At 66.5% G+C, this 21,992-nt stretch carries 24 protein-coding genes; 10 read left to right on the forward strand and 14 right to left on the reverse strand.

Features of this window, described 5'->3' with window-relative positions; all coding sequences use genetic code 11:
* Positions 1-202 (forward strand): VOC family protein (locus tag VI480_RS08110; RefSeq protein WP_323672323.1); only part of this gene is annotated, 202 nt, incomplete at its 5' end.
* A gap of 3 nt (positions 203-205) precedes the next feature.
* Here the strand turns inward: VI480_RS08110 and VI480_RS08115 are convergent.
* Together VI480_RS08115 and VI480_RS08120 are read right to left on the reverse strand one after the other, a co-directional pair.
* Positions 206-2,662 (reverse strand): CoA transferase, encoded by a 2,457-nt coding sequence (locus VI480_RS08115; RefSeq protein ID WP_323672324.1) that lies wholly within the window; start codon positions 2,660-2,662, stop codon positions 206-208.
* Between the two features lie 100 nt (positions 2,663-2,762).
* Complete coding sequence (locus tag VI480_RS08120; RefSeq protein ID WP_323672325.1) at positions 2,763-2,972, reverse strand: dodecin family protein; 210 nt, start codon at positions 2,970-2,972, stop codon at positions 2,763-2,765.
* A 120-nt stretch (positions 2,973-3,092) separates the two neighbouring features.
* Here VI480_RS08120 and VI480_RS08125 point away from each other — a divergent pair, with 120 nt between their 5' ends.
* The 3 genes from VI480_RS08125 to VI480_RS08135 all read left to right on the forward strand — a co-directional run bounded on the left by VI480_RS08125 (position 3,093) and on the right by VI480_RS08135 (position 6,277).
* Entirely contained in the window at positions 3,093-3,857 is a 765-nt protein-coding gene (locus VI480_RS08125; RefSeq protein ID WP_323672326.1) for a dodecin family protein, read from the forward strand.
* Between the two features lie 127 nt (positions 3,858-3,984).
* On the forward strand, positions 3,985-4,815 hold the full coding sequence (locus tag VI480_RS08130) for a carboxymuconolactone decarboxylase family protein (RefSeq protein WP_323672327.1): 831 nt from the start codon (positions 3,985-3,987) through the stop codon (positions 4,813-4,815).
* 160 nt (positions 4,816-4,975) lie between these two features.
* A complete protein-coding gene (locus VI480_RS08135) occupies positions 4,976-6,277 on the forward strand; it encodes an ATP-binding protein (protein WP_323672328.1) in 1,302 nt (433 codons plus the stop codon).
* A gap of 79 nt (positions 6,278-6,356) precedes the next feature.
* Here the strand turns inward: VI480_RS08135 and VI480_RS08140 are convergent, their stop codons facing one another.
* The 7 genes from VI480_RS08140 to VI480_RS08170 form a co-directional block, all read right to left on the reverse strand.
* Entirely contained in the window at positions 6,357-6,608 is a 252-nt protein-coding gene (locus VI480_RS08140) for a hypothetical protein (RefSeq protein ID WP_323672329.1), read from the reverse strand.
* Between the two features lie 76 nt (positions 6,609-6,684).
* Entirely contained in the window at positions 6,685-6,945 is a 261-nt protein-coding gene (locus tag VI480_RS08145; protein WP_323672330.1) for a hypothetical protein, read from the reverse strand.
* Between the two features lie 253 nt (positions 6,946-7,198).
* Positions 7,199-7,981: an enoyl-CoA hydratase/isomerase family protein gene (locus VI480_RS08150; RefSeq protein WP_323672331.1), complete on the reverse strand. Its 783-nt coding sequence runs from the start codon at positions 7,979-7,981 to the stop codon at positions 7,199-7,201.
* Positions 7,982-8,022: 41 nt separating this feature from the next.
* Complete coding sequence (locus tag VI480_RS08155) at positions 8,023-9,090, reverse strand: hypothetical protein (protein ID WP_323672332.1); 1,068 nt, start codon at positions 9,088-9,090, stop codon at positions 8,023-8,025.
* Between the two features lie 47 nt (positions 9,091-9,137).
* Positions 9,138-9,488, reverse strand: coding sequence for a hypothetical protein (locus VI480_RS08160; protein WP_323672333.1), 351 nt, complete (start codon positions 9,486-9,488; stop codon positions 9,138-9,140).
* 74 nt (positions 9,489-9,562) lie between these two features.
* Positions 9,563-9,826, reverse strand: a complete 264-nt coding sequence (locus VI480_RS08165; RefSeq protein ID WP_323672334.1) for a type II toxin-antitoxin system RelE/ParE family toxin — start codon at positions 9,824-9,826, stop codon at positions 9,563-9,565.
* A gap of 15 nt (positions 9,827-9,841) precedes the next feature.
* Positions 9,842-10,096: a type II toxin-antitoxin system Phd/YefM family antitoxin gene (locus VI480_RS08170; protein WP_323672335.1), complete on the reverse strand. Its 255-nt coding sequence runs from the start codon at positions 10,094-10,096 to the stop codon at positions 9,842-9,844.
* Between the two features lie 160 nt (positions 10,097-10,256).
* Between VI480_RS08170 and VI480_RS08175 the strand changes: the two genes are divergently transcribed.
* On the forward strand, positions 10,257-11,276 hold the full coding sequence (locus VI480_RS08175) for an alpha/beta hydrolase (RefSeq protein ID WP_323672336.1): 1,020 nt from the start codon (positions 10,257-10,259) through the stop codon (positions 11,274-11,276).
* Between the two features lie 49 nt (positions 11,277-11,325).
* Here VI480_RS08175 and VI480_RS08180 read toward each other — a convergent pair whose 3' ends face one another.
* The 5 genes from VI480_RS08180 to VI480_RS08200 all read right to left on the reverse strand — a co-directional run bounded on the left by VI480_RS08180 (position 11,326) and on the right by VI480_RS08200 (position 18,759).
* Complete coding sequence (locus tag VI480_RS08180; protein WP_323672337.1) at positions 11,326-12,870, reverse strand: MFS transporter; 1,545 nt, start codon at positions 12,868-12,870, stop codon at positions 11,326-11,328.
* A gap of 160 nt (positions 12,871-13,030) precedes the next feature.
* On the reverse strand, positions 13,031-13,828 hold the full coding sequence (locus VI480_RS08185; RefSeq protein ID WP_323672338.1) for an SDR family NAD(P)-dependent oxidoreductase: 798 nt from the start codon (positions 13,826-13,828) through the stop codon (positions 13,031-13,033).
* 60 nt (positions 13,829-13,888) lie between these two features.
* Positions 13,889-14,980 carry a Zn-dependent alcohol dehydrogenase gene (locus VI480_RS08190; protein ID WP_323672339.1) on the reverse strand — a complete coding sequence of 364 codons (1,092 nt, stop codon included), beginning with the start codon at positions 14,978-14,980 and terminating at the stop codon, positions 13,889-13,891.
* A gap of 87 nt (positions 14,981-15,067) precedes the next feature.
* On the reverse strand, positions 15,068-16,474 hold the full coding sequence (locus VI480_RS08195; RefSeq protein WP_323672340.1) for an MFS transporter: 1,407 nt from the start codon (positions 16,472-16,474) through the stop codon (positions 15,068-15,070).
* 59 nt (positions 16,475-16,533) lie between these two features.
* Complete coding sequence (locus VI480_RS08200; RefSeq protein ID WP_323672341.1) at positions 16,534-18,759, reverse strand: molybdopterin-dependent oxidoreductase; 2,226 nt, start codon at positions 18,757-18,759, stop codon at positions 16,534-16,536.
* A gap of 152 nt (positions 18,760-18,911) precedes the next feature.
* Here VI480_RS08200 and VI480_RS08205 point away from each other — a divergent pair, with 152 nt between their 5' ends.
* The 5 genes from VI480_RS08205 to VI480_RS08225 all read left to right on the forward strand — a co-directional run.
* A complete protein-coding gene (locus VI480_RS08205) occupies positions 18,912-19,193 on the forward strand; it encodes a hypothetical protein (protein WP_323672342.1) in 282 nt (93 codons plus the stop codon).
* Positions 19,194-19,219: 26 nt separating this feature from the next.
* Positions 19,220-20,113 (forward strand): MoxR family ATPase, encoded by an 894-nt coding sequence (locus VI480_RS08210; RefSeq protein ID WP_323672343.1) that lies wholly within the window; start codon positions 19,220-19,222, stop codon positions 20,111-20,113.
* On the forward strand, positions 20,106-21,272 hold the full coding sequence (locus VI480_RS08215) for a vWA domain-containing protein (RefSeq protein WP_323672344.1): 1,167 nt from the start codon (positions 20,106-20,108) through the stop codon (positions 21,270-21,272). The genes VI480_RS08210 and VI480_RS08215 overlap by 8 nt, the downstream gene beginning before the upstream one ends.
* Positions 21,273-21,306: 34 nt before the next feature.
* A complete protein-coding gene (locus VI480_RS08220; protein ID WP_323672345.1) occupies positions 21,307-21,591 on the forward strand; it encodes a hypothetical protein in 285 nt (94 codons plus the stop codon).
* A gap of 10 nt (positions 21,592-21,601) precedes the next feature.
* On the forward strand, positions 21,602-21,992 hold a 391-nt coding region (locus tag VI480_RS08225; RefSeq protein WP_323672346.1), incomplete at its 3' end, for a hypothetical protein.

The raw sequence follows: 21,992 nt of genomic DNA on the forward strand, positions 1-21,992 counted from the left end.
GGCACCGCCTCCCGGTGTGCCGCCGCACTGGCGGGTCAGCTTCGGGGTGAACGACGTCGACGCTGCCTGCGCTGCGGCGACGGCCAACGGCGGCAACGTGATCGTTCCGCCCTTCGACTGGGGCCCAGGCCGTATGGCCACAGTGGCCGACCCTGTCGGCGCGACTTTCGACGTCGTCACCCTCACCGACTGGCCCGAATAGAGCTCAGCGGAGAGCGTCGGCCGCTTCGAGCGCTGCGATCTCGTCGGGGTTGAGCCCGAGCAGGCCGGTGAGCACCTCGTGCGTGTGCTGGCCGAGCATGGGAGCGGGCGAGCGCACGCCATTGGTGCCGTCGGAGAGGAGCCACGGGATGCCGACGTGGCTCATCTGGCCCACGACCGGATGATCCAGACGCTCGATCAGCCCGCGCTCGGCGAGGTGTGGGTTGACTTCGAGTGAGCGTGAGCTGAGCGAGGGGAAGGCGGGCACGCCGGCAGCTTGCAGCAGCTCGGTGATGTCCCACTGGTCACGCTCACGGGTCCACGCGCCGATCAGCTTGTCGAGCTCGGCCTCATTGGCCTTGCGGCCGGCGGCTGTGGCGAATCGCTCATCGTCGGGATCGATGCCGGTGATCCTCGCCAGCGCAGCCCACTCGGCTTCGTCGACGCAGCAGACGGCAACCCAGTCGTCGTTGTCGGCACAGCGATACAGGTTGTGCGGAGACCACAGGGGGTCGAGGTTGCCCATCGGATCTGGCTGTGTGCCCCGCATCACCCATTCCATCCAACCCTCGACGGTGCACGCCGTGGTGGCCTCCCACATCGACGTGTCGATGAACTGACCCTCGCCGGTGCGCCGCCGTGCCACGAGCGCGGCAACCAGCGCGTACGCCGTGGCAATCCCGGCCGCCGGGTCGCCGAGCGACACGCCGAGCTCGTCTGCGTCCGTCCCGGGGTAGCCCGTCATCGACGCGAGGCCTGACAGCGGCCCGGTGGTGGGTCCGTAGCCCATGTACGACTGGTACGGCCCGTGGTGGCCGTAGCCGCTGATGACGCCCACGATCACGTCGGGACGCTCTGCTGCCAGCGCCTCGTAGCCGAGACCCCATTCGTCCATGACGCCGGTGGCGTAGTTGGACACCACCAGGTCGCACGACAGCGCCAACCGCTTCGCCAACGCACGCCCCTCGGCTGTGCCCAGGTCGATAGTGATGCTCTGCTTGCCCTGGCCGTACTGGTTGAAGTAGCCGTTGGTGTCGAGCGTCGGCGTGTGACGGCCCGACTGCGTCGGCAGACGGCGACCGAGATCGGGCCGGGCTGACGACTCCACCTTGATCACCGTGGCACCGAGGTGTGCCAGGTGCAGCGTGCAGTAGGGGCCCGCCCAGACCCAGGTGAAATCAGCCACCGTGACGCCGTCGAGCGGGCGGTTCGACGGTGTGGCCGAAGATGCAGGTGAAGATGCTGGCAGTGATGCCGTCGCTGTGTCCGTTGCGGCAAATGAGGCGCCGCTGTGCTCGCCCAGCGACGGTGCCGGTCGGCGGATGGACCACCACGAATTCGTGAGCCGTGACGGCGCGCCCGGCACGGTGATGTCTCCCAGCCCCGGCTGTTCGTAGGTGACGAGGAAGTCGCGGGCAGCCAGGTGCGGGTCGGCGGCCATCTGTGCCACCGTGTTCACCGGGGCGAACGCCAGCCGCTCTGCTTGGCCGCGATGGAACAGCTCCGTCACCGGCTGCGCAGCGATCCACTCGCCGAGCCACATGCGCAGCAGGTCTTCGTTCTCGAAGCGACCCTCGAGCGTGGAGAAGATGTCCATGTCGGCCCACTCCGGCCGGCCCATGAAATCCTTCAGCCGCTCCCACTGGTCGGCCTCGACGCACACCAGGAAGATGTGCCCGTCGCCGGTCGGGAAGATCCCCCAGGGGTTGAGTATGCGAGCACCCAGGCGGCTGGGGTTCTCGCCCCGGTACGACCAGCTGATGAACGCCGCCTCCAGCATCCCCACCACGTAGGACATCTGGGCGAAGTCGATGTGCTCGCCGTGGCCGGTGCGCTGCGCCCGGTCGACGGCAGCCAGCGAGGCGCACGCTGCTGCGAAGCCGGACTGGAACGCCGCTTGATGGCCGTGGGGCTTCAGCGGAGGCAGCTCGGCGTCCTGCACGCAGCCAGGGGTGAGCCAGCCCCAGCCACCGCCGTGAATGACCTGCAGCTCGGTGGCTCGCCAGTCCGCGTAGGGGCCGGTCTGCCCGAACGGCGTGATCGACATCGTCACCAGCGACGGGTGCTGCGTCCGCAGCGACGCTGCCGTCAGGCCGTGCGCCGCCGCTGTTCCCGGTGCCAGATCGTGGATGAACAGGTCCGCATCCGCGAGCAGTTGCTGCAGCGTCGCGCGGCCGTCCGGACGGGCGAGGTCCACCATGATGCCGCGCTTGTTCGTATTGATGGCGGCGAACAGACCGGCCGTCAGCCCCGAGTCGGTGCCGGCACTGGGGCCGGCTTCGGTGTCGGGGCGCCCGCCGTCAGGGGCGAACGGCCCACGACGGCGTGCAGCGTCGCCTTCGGGCGGCTCGACCTTTATGACATCGGCTCCGAGGTCGGCGAGCAGCTTGGCCGTCCAGGGAGCCGCCACCATCTGTCCCAGCTCGACGACACGGATGCCGTCGAGACCGCGCGCGGTCATTGAAGCGTGCGGCCTTTGCGGATTCGGCTCTCGGACGTGCCTGATGCCCGCGCGCTAGTGCCGCTGCACTGAGCGACGGCCCTGGCAGCGCTGCAGCTGCTCAAGGCGACTCGTGCTTGAACGACAGCCGCACCTTGGTGCGGAAAGCTGCGATCGCGCCGCCCTCGATCACGACGTCCTGCTCGATCACCTCGGCAACCCGAAGATCCCGCAGGGTCTTGGAGGCCTCGGTGATCGCATTCTGCGTTGCCTTCTCCCACGATTCCTCGCTGGTGCCGATTAGCTCGATCACGTTGTAGACGCTGCTCATTGGATTCTCCCCCGGCGGCGCGCTGTGTGCCGCACGAACGCGGTGTGCCCTACAGTCTGCCCCACCGGAGCACACTGGATCGCTCGCAGGAACAAGCCCCACACCGAACAGGTCGGCACCTTGAACGAATCACCTCAGCGCAACCGAAACGCTGTCGAGAAGGTCATCACGCTGGTCGCGGCGAGCCGGATTTCTTGGGAGGACGCGGCACGTCGGGGGGTTGCCGAGGCCACCAAGACGATCCGCGATCTGTCGGTGGCGCACGTCGAAGAGCGCGATGTGATGATCGTGGACGGCGAGATCGCCCTCTACCGCATCAAGCTGCGGGTGGCGTTCCGGGTCGACCGGATGCGGCCCGGCCTGACGCCGGGTGCGCCAGATGTGGAGGTGACGCGCTGGCTCATCGTGGCCAACCAGACCTTGGGCACCGGTGAGGTCGTCGCCGAGATCGATCGGCTGAACTCCCACGGTCCGTGCGAGTTCCACCTGCTGGTGCCGATGACGCATTCGAAGAGCTACGCGCGGGCACGCCGACTCTCGATGCTTGCGGCCGACCCGGTGACGGGCATCCCGTCCGAGCATGTGCCCGCGGCCGACTATCTGGGACCCGACACGCTCGGCATGGAGCAGGCCCAGAAGCGTCTCGACGCCCAGCTCGCGAAGATCGCCGCGGCGTCGTACGCCGCGACGGGCGAACTCGGCGACCCTGATCCCCTGCGGGCGATTCAGGCGGTGCTGTCGCGTTCCAGCTTCGACGGCATCATCCTGTCGACCCTGCCTGCGGGGGCTTCACGTCTGGTGGGCGCCGACCTGCCGTCTCGGGTGCGCCGCCTCACCAACCTGCCGGTGACGTACCTGCCCGGCAAGGAGCCCGGCGAGCTGTAGCCGCGCTGCGGGCCCGCTTCCGGCGACGGGCCGGCTGTTGCACGCCTGCAATCCGGGCACGACAGGCGCGATCGCGGCGATGATGACGGGCGCCGGCAGCAAGACGATCACGCGCAGGGAGCACGCAATGTCGACAACAGGAGCACGCACGCACGCCGAAAGGCGGGCCGCCGCATTCGAGGTATACGAGCGATTCACCAACGGGGAAGTTGATCCCGAGCGAGCGCAGCGGTCGATGACCCGGCGCCTCGGGGCGCTGGGCACGTTTGCCTTCGACGTGGTGATGGGCGACGTGTGGTCACGGCCCGAGCTATCGCGCCGCGACCGCAGCCTGATCGTGATCACGGTGCTCGCCACGATCGGTTCGAGCGAGGAGCTGTCTCTGCACACGGAGGTCGGCCTGAACCACGGCCTGACGCGCACCGAGATCGAAGAGATCCTGATCCAGGTGGCCGCCTACGCGGGATTCCCGATGGCGATGGCGGCGTCCCGGGTGGTCGACGAACGGTTCCGCACACTCGACGGGGTCGATCGGCTGCCCGAGCGTTCGGGTGCCGATGAGCTCGACGACGACGAGCGGGAGCGGCGCGCGGCCGAAGTGCGGGGAACGCTCACCGCAGGCCGAGCTTCGAGCGATCCCTCCGTGGACATGGCACGGCTGGTCGAGCACCTCGGTGAGGTCGGGCGCATCGCCTATCACTGGGCGTTCGGAGACCTCTGGTCACGGGACGAGCTGTCCCGGCGAGACCGCAGCATCGTGGTCATCGCGATTCTCACGGTGCTGAGCCGCACCGACGAGCTGGCGTTCCACGTGCCGGCAGGCCTGAACCACGGCCTGTCCCGCACCGAGATCGAGGAGATCATGGTGCAGATGACCATCTACGGCGGCATACCTCGCGCCGTGGAGGGCTACCAGGCCATGAAGAAGGCCTACGACAAGATCGATGCTCGCAGCTAGCGCTGCGACGAGATGGATGCCCGCAGCTCGGCCTCAGCGGCGTCGGCGTTCGCCGCGTCGTGCAGGGATCTGATCTAGTAGATCAATTCGCTCTGATTTGGTAGGTCACTCTAGTCTGATTTGGTAGATCAACTATGTCAAAAATGGTAGATTATCTCCTATGTCCGCTGGTAAGACGTCCGAGCCCGCATTGAGTCTCACACCTGCGGGATACCGCGGCCGCGTTGCCGAGGTGAACGCTGCACGGATGCTGCGAACCGCTCGTGCACTGCTCATTGAAGGGCCGAAGGGCTGCGGAAAGACGTGGCTGGCGAAGCGTTTCGCGCACAGCGAAGCGCTGCTCGAGCAAGATCCGGCCGCGTTCGCACTGGCACAGGCCGAACCTCACCGGATACTCGACGGTGCCACTCCCCGATTGATCGACGAATGGCAGCGCGTGCCGATGCTGTGGGGCGCAGTTCGAGGCGAGTGCGACGCTCGAGCAGAGGCAGGCCAGTTCATTCTGACCGGCTCGGCCACACCGTCCGATGACCTCACCCGCCACTCGGGCGCGTTGCGCATCCAGCGACTTGCTCTGCGCACCATGTCGCTCGCCGAGCGAGGGTTGTCCACTCAAGAAGTGTCGCTTGCCGGTCTCTTGCGCGGCGAGCGGGCTGAAGCCGGTCCGAGCGGACATGGCGTGCCCGAGGCAGTCGACGCACTCTGTCGAGGTGGCTGGCCTGGTCTCGATGACGGCGTGCCGGTACGTGACGCAAGCGCCGCATTGAGGAGCTATCTCGACGACATCGCGCGCACCGACATCCGCCAGGTCGACGGAGTTGCTCGTGACCCCGTACGAGTGCAGGCACTGCTGCGCTCGCTCGCGCGCAACGTCGGCACCGCAGCGAGCCTGAACAAGCTGGCGACCGAGACAAGCGCTGCCGCCCCGCTGAGCCGCCATTCAGCCCGTGCCTATCTCGATGCGCTCGAGCGACTTCATGTTCTGGAACCGCTGAGGGCGTGGCCCACCCATCTGCGCACTCGGTCACCGCTGCTATCGAGCCCACGCCATCACTTCACTGATCCGTCGTTGGCCGTTGCGGCGCTCCGAGCCCAGCCCGAGCGCCTGCTGGCCGACACCGAGGCGCTCGGTTTGCTCTTCGAATCGCTCGTGGTGCGGGATCTGCGCATCTACGCGCAGGCCACCGGCGCTGAGGTGTTCGCTTTCAGAGATGCAGCCGGCAGCGAAGTCGATGCGATCGTCGACGCCGGCGACGGGCGCTGGCTCGCAGTCGAGGTCAAGCTCGGCGGCAACGAGCAGATCGAACAAGCCGCCCGTTCACTGCTGACTGCCTGCGGCAAGATCGACGAATCCAGGATGGACCGGGCCGCCAAGCTCGTCGTGATCACTGCTGCCGACGGCTATTCGTACGAACGCCCCGACGGAGTCTCAGTAGTGCCGCTGTTCGCCCTCGGCCCCTGAGAAACGAGCGCTCTCGCGAAAACGTGGGATTTGACCTGCTGGACTGGGCGGGGAGGTTCAGGCTCGCGACGAATCCCGGCTACGAAGCGTCGGAGTCTGAGTCTTCGGGGACCAACTTGTCGCTGTTGCTCTCGATCGCCTCGAGCACTTCTCGGTGTCGGAGCTCTTCCCGCTTGCGGGTGCGGCTTCCACGACGGACAAGTCGATACGGCACCAAGAAGAGTGAGAACAACACGTACCAGCTGAGCACGAACAACCACACGACAGCGATCAGGAAGACCGCGAGAAGACCGAGGAGAAAGCGAACGGGCGATGGCCCGACGCGTGTCAAGCGCCAGATCCTTGCGGCTGACCCGATGAAGCTCATCGGTGCCTGAACGACGACCTTCTCGGATTCAAGGCGATCCTCAGGCATTCGTGTCCTTCCCGTCGAGCGCTTCGTGGAGCTCATCCAGCAGTTGAGCCGAGCGCGAGTTGCACCCCGCGCAGGTCTCGATTGCGGACTCGGCGAACCGCCGAGAGAGAAACAGCCCAAGGCACTTCCATGTCCAGCGCCACTTGCCGATGGACTCACCGTCGCTCGCGACATAGCTCCACAAGTTGGCGCCTACAGGCGCCGGCACGACAACACGTCCTCGTTGAAGGAGATCGTTGTCCTTGGCCCTCATGTGCTCCTCAGCACCCAGGGGAAGGTGCTGGTGCCTCCCGCATCGCACATACCGTCGTGGGCACCCTCGGTCAGTTCGCTCGTTGACCGTCCAAAGCGTGGTACCGGACTGGCCGTAGGTGCACCAACCACGCCGCCAAGCCAAGACTTGGCGCATCAGGGCATAGAGCGCCGCGAGGACGTACAGAAACGGGGCGAGTGCTGCGATCTCAGCCAGTTGCTGCACATGCCGAACGATACCGGTGGACCCAGATTCAGAAGGTGCCGAAGCGGGCTTGGGCGTCCGCGCTGGTGATGGACCTAGCTGAGGCGTCTCCGTCGAACTCGGACAGGTCGCCGAGCCGGGTGAGCTGGGCGTAGCCGCGCAGCTGGTGCTTGGCCATCTGCACCGACAGCGCCGGCAAATCCAAGAGGCGTGCCACCCAGCGCTCGACTGCGGCGTCGAGCTCGCCCTCTCCTTCACATACCTCGTGCGCCAGGCCCCACTCAACGGCCGTATGCCCATTGACCCGTTCACTGGTCATGACGAACTGCCGGGCGCGGGACATGCCCATCTCGGCAATCAGCCGGGGCGTTGCGCCCCATGGCAGCGGCACGCCGAGCTCCACCTCGGGCACGTACCACAGTGCATCCGCAGTGGTGATCCGGAAGTCGCAGCTCGTGGCGAAGCAGTTTCCGCCACCGATGGCGTGGCCGTGCACGCGGGCGATGGTCACTGCCTCGCAGTCCTCGATAGCACGGGCTGCCCGGCGGCCGAGCTGGTTGATGTAGCGGGCCTCGCGGTCATTCGCCGCAGCGAGCGGACCTTCCTTGCGGTCAGCGCCAGCGCAGAACGACTTCCCCCGCCCGCCCAGCACCGCCACCCGGAACTGCGTCTGGCCGTTCAGCGCCGAGAACAGATCGCCCACCTCGCGGATCATCAACTGGTTGTGAGCATTGCGCGACTCCGGCCGGTTCAGCCACACCCGCAGCGTCTCCCCATCAGACTCCAGCTCAATCGTCTCCAACGACGGCAACTCAAACGCCAACAGGCTCATGCCCACAATCCTTGCCCACCACGACGCTCCGCGCCGCCGTCTCAGGAGTTCTTCGCCACCCTCTCAAGAGCAATGTCGTAGACCGTCTTCACCTGGCTCACGACATCGTCGAGAACATCGTCATATGACGCGCCGAGCCGGATGCGTATCGGAAGCCATATCGGTACGTCAGGCTCCCAGTGATCCGGCAAAAGCAGCTGGCAGCGCAGCGCATCCGCGTCGATGGCCTGACTCAGCTCTTCGTCCAGGTAGAGCCAGATCGGCGCTCCTTCTTCATCCCCCCAGAATTCGAAGCTGACGCCGATCCAATGCCGCCCCTCAACGCGGGCGAAGCGGAAGCTTCGTCCGTACCCGTCCCAACTGGCCGCTGCTCGCAGACCGCTGGTGTCCATCCACCCCGTGTCTACGCCGCGTGCATTGACGAGGTCAGAGATGATCCGATAGAGATCACTGATATGACGCGGCACTCTCACGCTGAGGTCCCCAGGGTGAAATGGAACAAACCTCTTGTCTCCTTGACTGGCCGCCAGACCGCTCAGTTGCTCGATCTCGGACACCAAGGTCAGCTCTGAAGCTGATCCCTTCAGCACCTCCAGAAGGCAGATCCAGCTCGTGAGCGCCAGGTGCTTGTCAGTGCCGGCCACGCGAGCAACCAGACGCCGTTCATCGTCTCTGATGGTCTCGGGAGACGGGTGCTCCTCGCCGTTCTTCATCTGTGCGCAAATTTCACTCCACAGCGCGGCTCGCCGAGCCTCGGGTGCCACGAAGAGCAAGACGCCTGACTTGTTGTCGGCGAGGTGCCTCAGGTATCCGCTCGCCTGACCATCGAGAAGAGGGGCCCAGAACTTGGATTCGATGATGAGCCGTTCTGAGTCATCGCTGTCGAATCCGACGAGGTCCAGTCGTGACTGGTCATCTCGAACCGATTGCGTCCTGACCCGCACCAAGGGATCAAGCGCGAACTTGTCGTCCGACACGAAGTCTGCAAGCGCCTCGCGGCAGGGCTTCGACTTGTTGAGGATGTAGGCGAGCGCCTCGGTGGCCGCGTCCTCGACGCTGCCAGAAAGTCGCGGAATGAGATGAGCGAGCAGCGTGTCGTCATCGGGCATCAGAAGGACTCCATTCGATTGGTCCGGTTGCTTGCGGGCGACGTCGGCTAGTCGTCGCGACGGCCGGTGTCGCCGGGCTGGATGACGAAGTCTCTCCTGTCGCGGTACTGCGGTGCTCGGTTGATGACGTAGTTGTCTTCGCCGGCGAGCGGGCTGATCTTGCGGTAGTCGGTCATCAGCCAGTACTTGTGGTCGCCGACGAACAGGTAGGTGTTCGACATGCGGAAGAAGCGGCCAGCGACACCCTCGCCAGCATGGAAGCGGGCACAGATCGCCGCGAGCAGCTTCCGCTGGTCGTCCTTCTCGCTCAGCACGTACTCGTGCGGCCATGTGTCCCGGTACGTCACGGCTTCACGCCACGGCGCGGTCTCAATGAGTTCAATCAGTTGCGTCTTCACGGCCGTCACCATCGCGCAGGGGTGCGACACATTCGCGAAGGAAGTGCAACCGGGCCTACCCGAAACTGTGACAACTAGACGAGGCGGTAGACGTCGCGGCGGTGTTGGACGCGGTGGATGACGACGACCGACGCGTCGTCGTTCACCTTATAAACGATGCGGTAGTCGCCGCGGCGAGCGGATCGGTGACCGCTCAAGCTTCGGGAAAGAGGCTTACCAGCCCGTAACGGGTTCTCGCGGATCGGTCCGTTGATGGTCGCCAACGCGGCGGCTCGCACGCCTTCGGGAAGGCGGTCGAGGTGCCGCTTGCTGGCAGCGGTGAACTGGACGGCATACACCGAGGTTCGCTCGACCTAGATGACTTCCTCCAGCGGGATCAGCTTGCCCTCAGCAGCGTCCTGCCACGACTGCCGTAGGGACGCCATGAGCTCCTCGTCGCCGAGTATGTCGAGCGTCTCTTCGAGCGATTCCAGTTCGTCCAAGCTCATGAGCACGAACGACGGGCGACCATGACGGGTCACCACAATGCGTTCGTGCTGATTCTCGATCCGCTCTGCCAACTCTGACAGCCGGGCCTTTGCTTCTGAGAAAGGCAGAACTTCGGCCATAGCCGGCGATGTTAGACCAGAATTCTGACCAATTACACCAAATCCGTTCGTGAGTTGCTTGTTTCCCATGAGACATCATTTTATTGGTTCTCATTGATTTCTAAAATCGAATTTCGCAGGAGCGACGCGCAAGCTGGGCGTGCGGGCCAGAATGTCGGCCATGAGTGAGAGCAATGGCACGACTGCGCCCGATCTTTCGGGTGTGAAGCACTACGACGTGGATGCGCTGGGCACGCGGATTCATGTGGCCGAAGTGGGCGAGGGGCCGATGGTGCTGTTCGTCCATGGCTTCCCGGAGTCGTGGTATTCGTGGCGCCACCAGCTCCCGGCGGTGGCCGCTGCCGGTTATCGGGCGGTGGCCATCGACGTGCGCGGCTACGGCCGTTCTGCTGCGCCGACTGCTGTCGACGAGTACCGCATGGTGCGTCACGTCGCCGACAACGTCGGTGTGGTGCGGGCCCTCGGCGAGGACGCTGCGGTGATCGTCGGCCATGACTGGGGTGCACCCATTGCGTGGAGCTCGGCGCTGCTGCGTCCCGGCATCTTCACCGCGCTGGGCCTGGTCAGCGTCCCCTACAACGCTCGCAGCGACTTCAAGCCCAGCGCTGCGTTCCGCATGATGGGCGGCGACAAGGAGTTTTACATCGAGTACTTCCAGGAGCCGGGCCGTGCCGAAGCCGAGATGGAGGTCGACCTTCCCCACTGGCTGCTGGGCATGTACTTCTCCGCCTCCGGCGACGGTGTGCGGGCCCGGCAAGCATCGGGCGACTCATCGGGCGGAGGCTTCGGCGTGGCACCCGGCGGCAAGCTGTCGGACAACTTCATCTGGCCCGAACCCGGCCATTGGCCGCACTGGATGTCCGAGGCCGACTTCGCGGTGTACACCCAAGAATTCACCCGCACCGGCATGTCCGGCGGGTTGAACCGCTACCGCAATGTCGACCGCGACTGGGCGGACATGGCCGCCTTCGACGGCGCAGCCATCACCCAGCCGAGCCTGTTCGTCGGCGGCGAAGTCGACGGGCCGACGGTGTGGGGCGCCGGCTCCATCGCCAAGTTCGGCGAGACCATGCCCAACCTGCACAAGTCGGTGATCCTCGACGGCATCGGCCACTGGGTGCAGCAAGAGGCCGCCGACGAGCTCAACGCCGAGCTACTCGACTTCCTCGCCGCCCTCTAGCGCGTCGCCACACTGCCCGTCAGGCGGCCAGCGAAACCTCGACACGCTGCTAGCCGGCGCGAGTGGCGCGGCGGGTTGCGAACAGCGGCGCCATGTACCCGAACGCGGCCACCACCGCGCCGAAGAGGAACGTCGTCTGCAGGCGGCTGATCGACGGGCTGTCTCCCGCGAACGCCAGCATCGACTGGATGCCGGTGATGATGCCGATCCACATGACGGTCTGGTTCATGCCGTTCGCGACGCCCAGATCCTTGTCGTCCACCGAGTTCGCGACCAGCACTTGATACGCCGGCGAGCCGAAGCCGGCGGAGACGCCGGAGAGCACCAAGCCCACCATCACCAGCGCGAGCCCCCAACCCGCTGGGTCGGCACCGATGGCAAACGCCACCATCGAACCGATCATCGCCGAGGTGCCGAACAGCATCGGCGCTCGGGCGCCGATCTTGGTCACGAGGGTGCCGCCGAACGGAGACGCCAAGGCGAACGCGCCAGGCCGGGGAACCATCAGCAACGCAGCCACGCCTATGGAGTATCCGTACCCGTCCTGCAGCAAGAACGTCGGCACGATGATGAACGCACCCATGTAGGCGAACTGGTTGCAGGCTGCGGACACGAGGGGCAGCGTGAAGCTGGGGCGCCGGAACAGTCGCAGATCTAGCAACGGCGACGCAGCACGGCGTTCCCAGAGCACGAACAGCACGAAGCACACCACCGCGCCGCCGACCATCAGCATCAGCGTCTGGTCGCTGAGCAGTGACGTGCCAGAACGGGTCAGCGTGGGGATGCGGGTGATCGCCCACAGCACCAGCAGCGTGCCCCCGCCCAACAGCAGGGCTCCGAGAACGTCGATGGAGACGCGTGCGCCTCGCGGTATCGGCTTCACGATCAACACCGCCAGCACCGTGCCCAGCAGGCCGATGAGGCCGAAGAGCAGGAAGATGCCGCGCCAGCCGAAGATGTTGAGCATCGGTCCGCCGGCAACGACACCGATCGTGGGCGCGCCGGTCATGGCGAACTGGAACCACCCCACGGCTCGGGCGCGCTCGGCCGGACCGAAGGCATGCATCAGCAGCGCCATCCCCGACGGCATCAGCATCCCACCGCACAATCCGAACACGACCCGCACAGCGATGAACGTGCCGATGTCGGGCACCCAGTAGTTGACGATCATCATGGCCGTCATGCCGATCATGCCGATCATGAACATCCGGCGATGGCCGTAGATGTCGCCGAGCTTGCCGCCTGCCGGTGTCGACACGGCCATCGCCAGCATCAGGCCGGTCATCACCCAGCCAGCCGTCGGGACGCTCGTGTCCAAGTCTTCCGCGATGCTTCCCAGCGCCGCGCTGACCAACGTCATCAGCGAACCGAATCCGAGAACGGCGAAACCGATGACCACCAGCAAGATCCACCGGTAGCGGGTCCCCTGCGGCGGCCCGACATCAGCTGTCGGCGGCGCGGCGGAAGGCAACGGCGGGCGCGGGGCCGCGGGTGCCACCGATGCGGCGAGCGGCCGGCCGGCCGCATCGAGAATCTGCGGGACGACCGTGAAGACCGACGGCCGCCTTGCAGTCAGCCGCGCTTGCGCGCGCACGCTCCGTCCTGCGGGCTTCACGTGCTCAGGACCGACGGGCCGGCGCGTCGGGCGAGCGGTCCGCTCGTGGCGTCGCGGTCGGAGTCACGGGCTCAGTAAACGCCCTCTTGCCCCGTTTGCCTCAGCGTCGCCACACGTGGCGGCGACGTGCAGCAGCCGCTCAGCGGGTGAGGTGGCCATCCTCGAGCATGGCGTCAGCCTGGTAGCGGGCGATCTTGCCCATTTCCGGGTGCGTGAGCACCCAGAAACGATTGGTGCGAACGGCATCGAGCACCATCGGCCCCACATCGGCCGGGTCCATGCCCTCGGCGAGGTAGCCCTTGAGCATGTCCCAGAACTTGTCGCCCTGATCGGTGCGCACGTGGTGGGCAGCATCTTCGGGGTCACGATTGCGCTGGCTGTACACGATGTTGGTGTTGATCGGCCCTGGGCACAGCACCGAGGCATGCACCGGCGAGTTCCGCAGCCGCAGATCCCGCTCGAGCGTGGCCATCAGCGCCACCACACCGTGCTTGGACACGTTGTAGGCACCCAGCGAGGCGCCGCCGTACAGCCCGGCCACCGAAGCAGTCGAGTTGATGTGGCCCTCGCCGGTCGCCTCGATGATCGGCAGGAACACATGGCAGCCGTAGATCGGCCCCCACAGGTTGATGTCGAGCGTCCAGCGCCAGTCCTCGAGCGACATGTCTCCCACCGGACCGGGAATGCCGACGCCCGCGTTGTTGCACAGCACATGCACCGCTCCGAACTGCTCCACGGCAGCCTCGGCGAGCGCCTCGATCTGCGCCAGCTGTGATACGTCGGTGCGCACCGCGATGGCCTCTGCACCGGCCTCGCGCACCTCGGCGGCGGCATCGTTCAGCGGGGCTTCCTCGATATCGGCCAGCACTACCTTCATGCCTGCCGCCGCGAACGTATCGGCCATGGCGCGGCCCATGCCGCTCGCCGCGCCTGTCACTACAGCAACTCTGCCCTCGACCTCCATGGCCCCTCTCTTGCTGGTTGTTGGATTGGCGGGTTAGTCGAAGTCGATGACGGTGCGGGTGCCGACGCGCTGGCGCATCTGCTCGTAACCCACGTTGATGTCTTCAAGCGGCATGTGCGCCGAGATCATCTCGTCGAGCATCAGCCGCCCGTCGAGATACATGTCGACGTAGCGGGGCATGTCCACCCGGAAGGCGTTCGAGCCCATCATCGAGCCCTGCAGCCGCTTCTCAAGCATGAACACCTCATAGCCCGTGATCTCGATCTTCTCACCGAATGGCATCATGCCCACGATCACCGTGGTGCCGCCGGGCCGCGACGACGACCACGCCTGCTCGCAGGTCTGCTTCAGCCCGATGCACTCGAAGGCGTAGTCCACCCCGCCGCTGGTCATCTCCTTGATGGCCTCGACCGGGTCGCCGTCGGAAGCGTTGACCGTGTCGGTGGCGCCAACCTGGCGAGCCGTCTCCAGTTTGTCGTTCTCGACATCCACCGAGATGACCCGACCGGCACCGGCGATGCGGGCGCCCTGCACAGCCGACAGGCCGATGCCGCCAGCGCCGTACACGGCCACGGTCGCGCCGGGCTCGATGCGGGCCGTCTTGAACACCGCACCCAGCCCCGTGGTGACACCGCAGCCGATGAGCGCCGCACGGTCGAGCGGCATGTCGTCGCGGATCTTCACGACAGCGTTCTGGTGGATCAGCATCTCCTCGGCGAATCCGCCGAGACGGGCGAACTGGCCCACCTCGGTGCCGTCCGGCTTGGCCAGCCGAGGTGAGGCACCCGAAGGCCGAGCGACAGCAGAGGGATTGGCGCAGATGTTCGGGCGACCGGTCAGGCAGCGCTCGCAGTGGCCGCAGAAAACCGACAGACAGCTGATGACGTGGTCGCCGGGCTTCACGTAGGCCACGTTCTCGCCCACGGCTTGGACCACGCCCGCGCTCTCATGGCCCATGACAGCGGGGAGCTGGTACGGCCAGTGGGCATCCATGAAGTGCAGGTCGCTGTGACACAGGCCCGCGTGCACCACCCGCAGCAGGACTTCGTCGGGAGCGGGCGCATCGACCGAGATGTCCTCGATGTCGAGCTCGCCCGGAATCTCGTTGAGTACTGCAGCTTTCATGATCGGCTCCCCCCTCCCGTCACGTACATCAGCGACGCGACTCGGCCATGCGGCAGCGTACTCATCCCCAAGATGCTGCTGGAAGCCTCAGGGCGTGGGACCCGAACGCTGGAGCACTTCTGGCCGGATGAGCAGCCACAGCGTCATCCCGGCGAGTCCCAACGACGCCATCAGGATGACCGCGGTGCGGGCGCCGAGCTGCTGCGCCACCTCGCCGAGCACGTAGGTGCCCACCGGCAGCGCGCCGATCGCCATGCTCAGCAAGCCCATGGCGCGGCCCCGCATCTCCTCCGACACCGCGGTGAGCACCAGGGTCGACTGCGTCGCAGCGAAGAGCCCGCTGCCGCAGCTGGCGACATACAGCGTGATCACGGCGATCAGGACATTCGGCGACAGCGCCCACACAATGAGCATCGCCATCGCCACGAACACGCCGAACGAGTAGGCGATCCCCCATCGACCGTCGCCCCACCTCGCTGTGACCAACGATCCGGTGATCATGCCGAAGCCGGTCATCGAGCCGATGATCCCGATCTGCGACGCCGTGGCGTTGACCTGGTCGCCGATGAGCTGGACGGCAGGGAAGTAGGCGAACATGAAGAAGTTCGCCATCACGGTGACACCCAGGATGCTGAGCAGGCTGCGATTGGTCCGCGCTAGGCGCAAGCCCGCCCGCAGCTCCGTGAGCGTCGAGGTACGGGCCCGGCTGTGCTGATGCACCACACTGGCCCGGCTGTGTCCATGCGCCTCGCCGGCGCGGCTGTGTCCATGCGCCTCGCCGGCTCGGCCGAGGGGCACAACCTCGAAGATCCGGTCCCGGAGCGCGTCGGACCACCGATCGGCTGCCGAGGCCGCGGGCCGAGCCGGGGGCACATGCGGTACCCACATGAGGAGCACCAAGCCGAGGCCCAGCATGGCGGCCACCCCCAGGAAGGCAGCCCCTACACCAGCCCGGTCAGCAACTGCGCCACCCAGCAGCTGCCCCGCCGCTACGCCTGAGGCGAGTGCCATCGTCTCCCACGCCATGGCCTTATGCAGCCGATGCGGCCCCACGATGTCAAGCACCAGCGCTCGACGGCTGGTCATGTCCACCACCCAGCCGATGCCAGCGAACAACAAGAACGGATACAGCAGTGCAATGCCCAGTTGCCCAGCCCGCTCGGCCAGCCCTACCACGGCGACGAACGGCACCAGAAGCGCTGTCTGCAATCGCACAGTGCGCCGACGGTCGAAGCGATCCGAGATCACCCCGCCGATGGCCCCGCCGAGCAGCAGAGGCGCCCACATGATGGCCCCAGTCAGCTGCACCATCCGTGGCGAGCCGGTGATCTGGTTGACGTGATAGCTCGCAAGGAACGCGATCGCCCAGCGTCCCCAGTGCCAGCACAGCCCGCTGAACCACAGCGGGGCGAAGCCGCGGGCCGAGAATGCACCGCCGCCGCGGACCTCGGGTTCGAGGCGCGGCGCCTCAGTGGCCGCCGCCCCCCTGCGCATCAGCACGGCATCCTACGAGAGCACGCGGGTCTGCGTACCTTCCTCTGGCCGCTGAGGGATCAGGCGGGAACCCCGGATGCCGGGGCGCCAGATGCTGGTGTGACAGCCACCGGGACGCCGTTGACGGCGGCGTTGCCCGACGGGACATCCACGAAATCGGGCGGGACGAGCAGGTTGTAGTTGACACCGGCGTACCTGCTCGCCACCGATTGTCGGGTACCCGGCTTGTCGTGCCCCCAACCGTGAGGCAGCGACACGACACCCGGGTACATCTGATCGCTGACTTCCACAGGCACCTCGACGGCACCGCTCGACGACGAGACCCGGGCCAGTTCCCCGTCGGTCACGCCTGCTTCCGCTGCATCGTCGGGATGGATGAGCAGCGTGCAGCGATCCTTGCCGCGCACCAAGACCTCCACGTTGTGCATCCACGAATTGTTCGAGCGCACGTGGCGCCGGCTGGTGAGCACCAGCGACGCATCGGGCCGCTCGAGGCTCGCCTCGAGGCGCCCGACATCGGAAGTGATGCGCTCAGGCGCTAGGTCGATCTTCCCGTCGGGGTTCACCACAATGTCGTCGACCTGCGGGACCATCGGACCCATGTCGAGCCCGTCGGGCAGCTCTTTGAGCTTGTCGAGGTTCAAGCCGTCGGGGTTCTCGCCGTAGCGGTCACCCCACGGACCGGTCCGGATGGCCAGATCATTCAGCCGCTCGGGCCCGGGTTCGGGCGATGCCTCCAGCGCGATCGCGGGATCCACGCCGGCCAGTTCGGCAAGCGCCGAAAAGTACAGGTCGTCGAACTCGGCGGCATTCACGTCTCCCATGCCGGCGCACATCGCTCCGAGCCGGGTGAGGATCTCCCATTCGTCGGGTCGGTCGTCGGCAGGCGGGAACAGCGGCGGCGCATACTTCGCCGCGGACCGCTTGGCCCAACCCCACAGCATCTCGGAGTAGAAGTGCTGCTCCAGCGCAGCCAGCCCCGGCAAGACGACGTGGGCGTGGCGGGAGGTCTCGTTCAGCGCATTGTCCACCGAGATCATCGCCTCCAGCAGCGGCAAGGCGTTGTCGAGGCGCTCGGAATTGGGGGCCGACAGCACCGGGTTGCCGCCCACGACGATCAGTCCCTTGAGCTGCCCCTCGCCCGGTGTGTCGATCTCCTCGGCGAGGCAGCCCATCGGGAACTGGCCGAGCACCTCGGGAATGTCGCGAACCCTGCTCCGCCAGCGGTCAAATCCGCCCTCGAAGCCCCAGTCCTGCTGCAGCATCGACCACGCCACGGGCTTCGCCCACATCATCCCGCCGACCGCGTCGAGGTTGCCGGTGAGCGCGCAGATGACGTCAGGCAGCCACGACGCCAGCGTCCCGAACTCCTGATTGCAGGTGCCGATGCGCGCGTACCACACAGCACGCTCAGCCGCAGCAAACTCGCGGGCCAAGGTGCGGATCGCCCCGGCATCCGCACCGCACGCCTCGGCCACTCGCTCCGGCGGGAATTCAGCGGCAATGGCCCGTACGTCGTCCACCCCCTTGAGCCGATCGGCCAGGTGCCCCAGTCGCACGAGCCCTTCGTCGAACAGCACGTTCACCACTGCGAGCTGCAGCAGGGCATCGGTGCCAGGCCGCACCGGCAGCCACTGGTCGGCGTGTGCGCAGGTTTCACTGCGGCGAGGGTCGATCACCACCACCTTGCCTCGCTCGCGCACGAGGTCCAGCGCACCCGGAACATCGGGACAGCCCATGAAGCTGCCCTGGCTGGCGGACGGGTTGGCGCCCTGGACCACCATGAAGTCGGTGCGGTCGATGTCGGGCACCGGGATGCGCCACGAGTGCCCGTACATCAGCTGGCAGGCCACGTTCTTGGACCACGTGTCGACGGTGCCAGACGAATACACGGTGGGTATCCCGGCGAGCTGCAGGAACATGCCGGCGTAGCGGCTGATGGAGTAGTTGAAGCCAGTGGCGTTGCCGAGGTAGGCGGTAATCGCTTCGACGCCGTACTTGTCCCGGACGCCGCCGAGCAGCTCGGCGCAGCGCTCGAAGGCGGCATCCCAGCTGGCCTCGGCCAGATCGCCAGCTGCGTTGCGGACCAGCGGCCTGCGCACCCGATCGGGATCGGCGTACATGTGCCCGAGCACGGTGCCCTTGGGACAGATGTAGCCCTTCGACCAGACATCGTTGCGGTTCGGCCTGATCAGCTTCACTTCGCCGTCGGCGTGGTGCACCTCGAGCCCGCACATCGCCTCGCACAACGAGCAGCTTCGGATATGGATCTGGCGATCGGTCATGCGAGTCCTTCCGGCAACATGCGGTGAAGTGTCAGAGATTACGACGCGGCATGCGTGCCAGCCTGCCTTGGCCACCGACGGCGAAACGAACTTCGGCAGGCGCGGACGGCAGCGCTGATCGGGATTTGGCGCCTGCGGCTACCATCGGGTTCGTGACATCGACCGATCCGGTGCCCGCGCAGCCAAGCGTCGGCGCCGAGACGCAGCCCGTCCTGACAGATGTCTGGCAGGGAGACGACAGCGCCGGCTTCGACGCCGAGCACAGCAACGTCAAGATCTGCCGCAATGCGCGCCATTTCACCTTCGACGGCTTTGCTGAAGGCGACGAGGACATCACCACGTCGTGGCGGAAGCTGCTCGAGCGCGAGGGCAAGTCATCCCCCGACGGCACCTCAGTGCGCGACCTGGTCCTCGGTCCCACATCAGGCGACTGAGGCCGGCGGCGTCCCGGGCTCCAACGGTGAGCGACCAGCCCCGCAACGAGACACCGGCGAGCGTTGCCGAGCTCCAGGCACAGCTTCGAGCAGCCGGCTACCTCGCGAGCCGAGGCCTGGCCACCGCAGCGCTCATCGGGATGCGACTCGGCCGGCCGATCCTGCTCGAAGGCGAGGTCGGCGTCGGCAAGACCGAGATGGCCAAGTGCCTCGCGGAGATCGGCGGGCAGCAGCTCATCCGTCTCCAGTGCTACGAGGGCATCGACACTTACCAGGCGCTGTATGAGTGGGATTACGCGCGGCAGATGCTGCACGTCAGGGCGCTGTCGGAGAGCGAGCTGACCGACGCCGGGGCCCTCAGCGGACTGTACGGCCCTGAATTCCTCATCGAGCGGCCGCTGCTGTCGGCGATCAAGGCTGGCAGCAGTGCAGTGCTGCTCATCGACGAAATCGACCGTGCCGACGACGAGTTCGAGGCGTTCCTGCTGGAGCTGCTGTCGGACTTCCAGATCACGATCCCCGAGATCGGCACCATCACCGCAGCCAGCCGACCGCTGGTGGTGCTGACCTCGAATCGCACACGGGAACTGCACGACGCCCTCAAGCGCCGGTGCCTCTACCACTGGATCAGCTATCCCAGCCTCGACGAGGAGATCGAGATCGTGCGCCTGCGTGCGCCGGATGCCGTCGAGACCCTCGCTCACAAGGTCGTCGTGGCGGTCCAGCGCCTGCGCGACATGGATCTCGCCAAGCCGCCGGGAGTCGCCGAGACGCTGGACTGGGTGGACGCGCTGGGCGTGCTGGGCACCGACGATCTCGATGCCGCAGCGGCAGCAGACACCATCGGTGCCGTCATCAAGGACCGTGACGACCTCGAACTCGTCGAAGCCGAGCTCGATCGTGTTGTCGCCGATGCCTGAGCGAACGCCCGCGCTCGGAGACGACGCCGGCCCAGATCCGGCGGAATTCGTGGCGAGGCTCGTCGGCTTCGGCCATGCGCTGCGAGACGAGGGCCTTCCGGTGGGCTCCGACGACATGGTCACGTTCTGCTCTGCGGTCTCGGAGCTCACGCCGAGCGATCTCGAAGACGTCTACTGGAGCGGCCGGACAACTCTGGTCCATCGCCGGGACCACCTGCCGCTCTATGACGAGGTGTTCCGCCGGTACTTCCTGGGACACCGGTCCCCGGCCAACCCTGAGCCTGCCGCTGCCGAGCCAATCGTGCAAGCACTCAGCGGCACCCTGAACGTGCCCGACAGCGAACCCGGCGCCGAATCGGGCGACGACCGGCCGATGGTGCTCGGACGGCAAGCCTCCGGGGTCGACATTCAGCGCGACAAGCGCTTTGCCGACTGCACGCCCGATGAGCTGGCCGCGCTGCGGCGGATCATGGCACGGGTCCGTTTGGAACCGCCCCGGAGGCGCACCCGGAGGCGTCGTTCCGATCCGTCAGGCGCGCGCCTCGACATCCGCCGTATGGCACGGGACGCGATGCGGCTCAGTCACGCAGCGCCCGTCCTCCATCGCCTGACGCGAACCGAGCGAGCCCGCCCGCTGGTGCTGATCCTCGATGTCTCGGGGTCGATGGCCGACTACTCGAGGAACCTGCTGCAGTTCGCATACTCCATGCGCCGGGCGGCACAGAAGGTGGAGGTGTTCTGTTTCGGTACCCGGCTGACGCGCATTACACCGGTGCTCGACCGGCGCAATCCCGACGACGCCATGAAGCTCGCCGCTGCTCGAGTACTCGACTGGGACGGCGGCACCCAGATCGGCGAGTCGCTGACCACCTTCATCCGAAAGTGGGGACGAAAGGGGCTCAGCCGGGGCGCGACAGTCGTCATCTGCTCCGACGCGCTTGACCGCGGCAGCCCCGTAGTTCTCGCTGACGCGATGGAACGCCTCAGCCGGCTCTGCCATCGGATCATCTGGATGAACCCGCTCATCGGCCACAACGCCGATACGCCGCCGAGCACGCTGGGCATGCTGGCCGCCGGCCCGTTCATCGACAGCCTCGAATCGGGCCACGACTTGGCGAGCCTGGAGGCGTTCGCTGCCGAGCTGGCTCAGGTCGGCTGACGCCGATGAGCCGCGTCTTGCTGGGCTGGCAACAGTGAGCCGCTGGAGCGTTTCCATCCAAGCCGAGGGCGACCGCCCCGTCGAACTGGATGAGGTGGTCGCGCTGGCCGACGCGGTCGCCCCGCTCGAAGGCATCGCCTCGGGCGTCGGCGCGATGGCCTACGGCGCCCAGATCGTTGTAGACGCTCAGAGCTCCGATCAGGCCGTCGAGGCCGCTATGGCAGCGTTCGCCGCAGCCGTCGAGACAGCGAATCTCCCCGCCTGGCCGATGACCCGTGCGGAAGTGATCGGCGAGGACGGGCCGGAGTTCGACGAGTGATCGGGTTCAAGTGATCAGACTGGGATCGCTCGCCGGCTACCCGTTCGAGGGGCCAAGGGTGCTCGGCGGCTGGACGCCGCCAACCACCGCTGCGGTCTACGCGATCCTGTACCGCGACGATCCCGAGAACCGGCCGCACGACTACGCCGTCATCGACGTCGACCATGCCGACAACCTGGCTACGGCCGGGCTGCCGTTCAGCCACCCGAGAGCGAAGTGCTGGGAGCGGCGGGCCGGCAACAAGTGGAACCTCCACATCTGCACCTACGAGGTGCCGGGCGGCCTGCCCTCGCACCGCGAGCAGATCACCCAGGAACTGATTGCCATCTACCGCCCCGGCTGCGCGCCCGACCAGTACGACCAGAAGTGGGAAGACGAGTGGATCGGCAGCTACCGAGCCC

Origin of the sequence: Candidatus Poriferisodalis multihospitum (assembly GCF_028283155.1) — a bacterium.
GTDB lineage: Bacteria > Actinomycetota > Acidimicrobiia > Acidimicrobiales > Poriferisodalaceae > Poriferisodalis > Poriferisodalis multihospitum.

Coding starts and splice junctions, on each gene's coding strand:
- VI480_RS08115 (WP_323672324.1), bottom strand. CDS start 2,662: ATGACCGCGCGCGGTCTCGACGGCATCCGTGTCGTCGAGCTGGGACAG.
- VI480_RS08120 (WP_323672325.1), bottom strand. CDS start 2,972: ATGAGCAGCGTCTACAACGTGATCGAGCTAATCGGCACCAGCGAGGAA.
- VI480_RS08130 (WP_323672327.1), top strand. CDS start 3,985: ATGTCGACAACAGGAGCACGCACGCACGCCGAAAGGCGGGCCGCCGCA.
- VI480_RS08135 (WP_323672328.1), top strand. CDS start 4,976: ATGTCCGCTGGTAAGACGTCCGAGCCCGCATTGAGTCTCACACCTGCG.
- VI480_RS08145 (WP_323672330.1), bottom strand. CDS start 6,945: ATGAGGGCCAAGGACAACGATCTCCTTCAACGAGGACGTGTTGTCGTG.
- VI480_RS08150 (WP_323672331.1), bottom strand. CDS start 7,981: ATGAGCCTGTTGGCGTTTGAGTTGCCGTCGTTGGAGACGATTGAGCTG.
- VI480_RS08155 (WP_323672332.1), bottom strand. CDS start 9,090: ATGCCCGATGACGACACGCTGCTCGCTCATCTCATTCCGCGACTTTCT.
- VI480_RS08170 (WP_323672335.1), bottom strand. CDS start 10,096: ATGGCCGAAGTTCTGCCTTTCTCAGAAGCAAAGGCCCGGCTGTCAGAG.
- VI480_RS08175 (WP_323672336.1), top strand. CDS start 10,257: ATGAGTGAGAGCAATGGCACGACTGCGCCCGATCTTTCGGGTGTGAAG.
- VI480_RS08190 (WP_323672339.1), bottom strand. CDS start 14,980: ATGAAAGCTGCAGTACTCAACGAGATTCCGGGCGAGCTCGACATCGAG.
- VI480_RS08195 (WP_323672340.1), bottom strand. CDS start 16,474: ATGCGCAGGGGGGCGGCGGCCACTGAGGCGCCGCGCCTCGAACCCGAG.
- VI480_RS08200 (WP_323672341.1), bottom strand. CDS start 18,759: ATGACCGATCGCCAGATCCATATCCGAAGCTGCTCGTTGTGCGAGGCG.
- VI480_RS08215 (WP_323672344.1), top strand. CDS start 20,106: ATGCCTGAGCGAACGCCCGCGCTCGGAGACGACGCCGGCCCAGATCCG.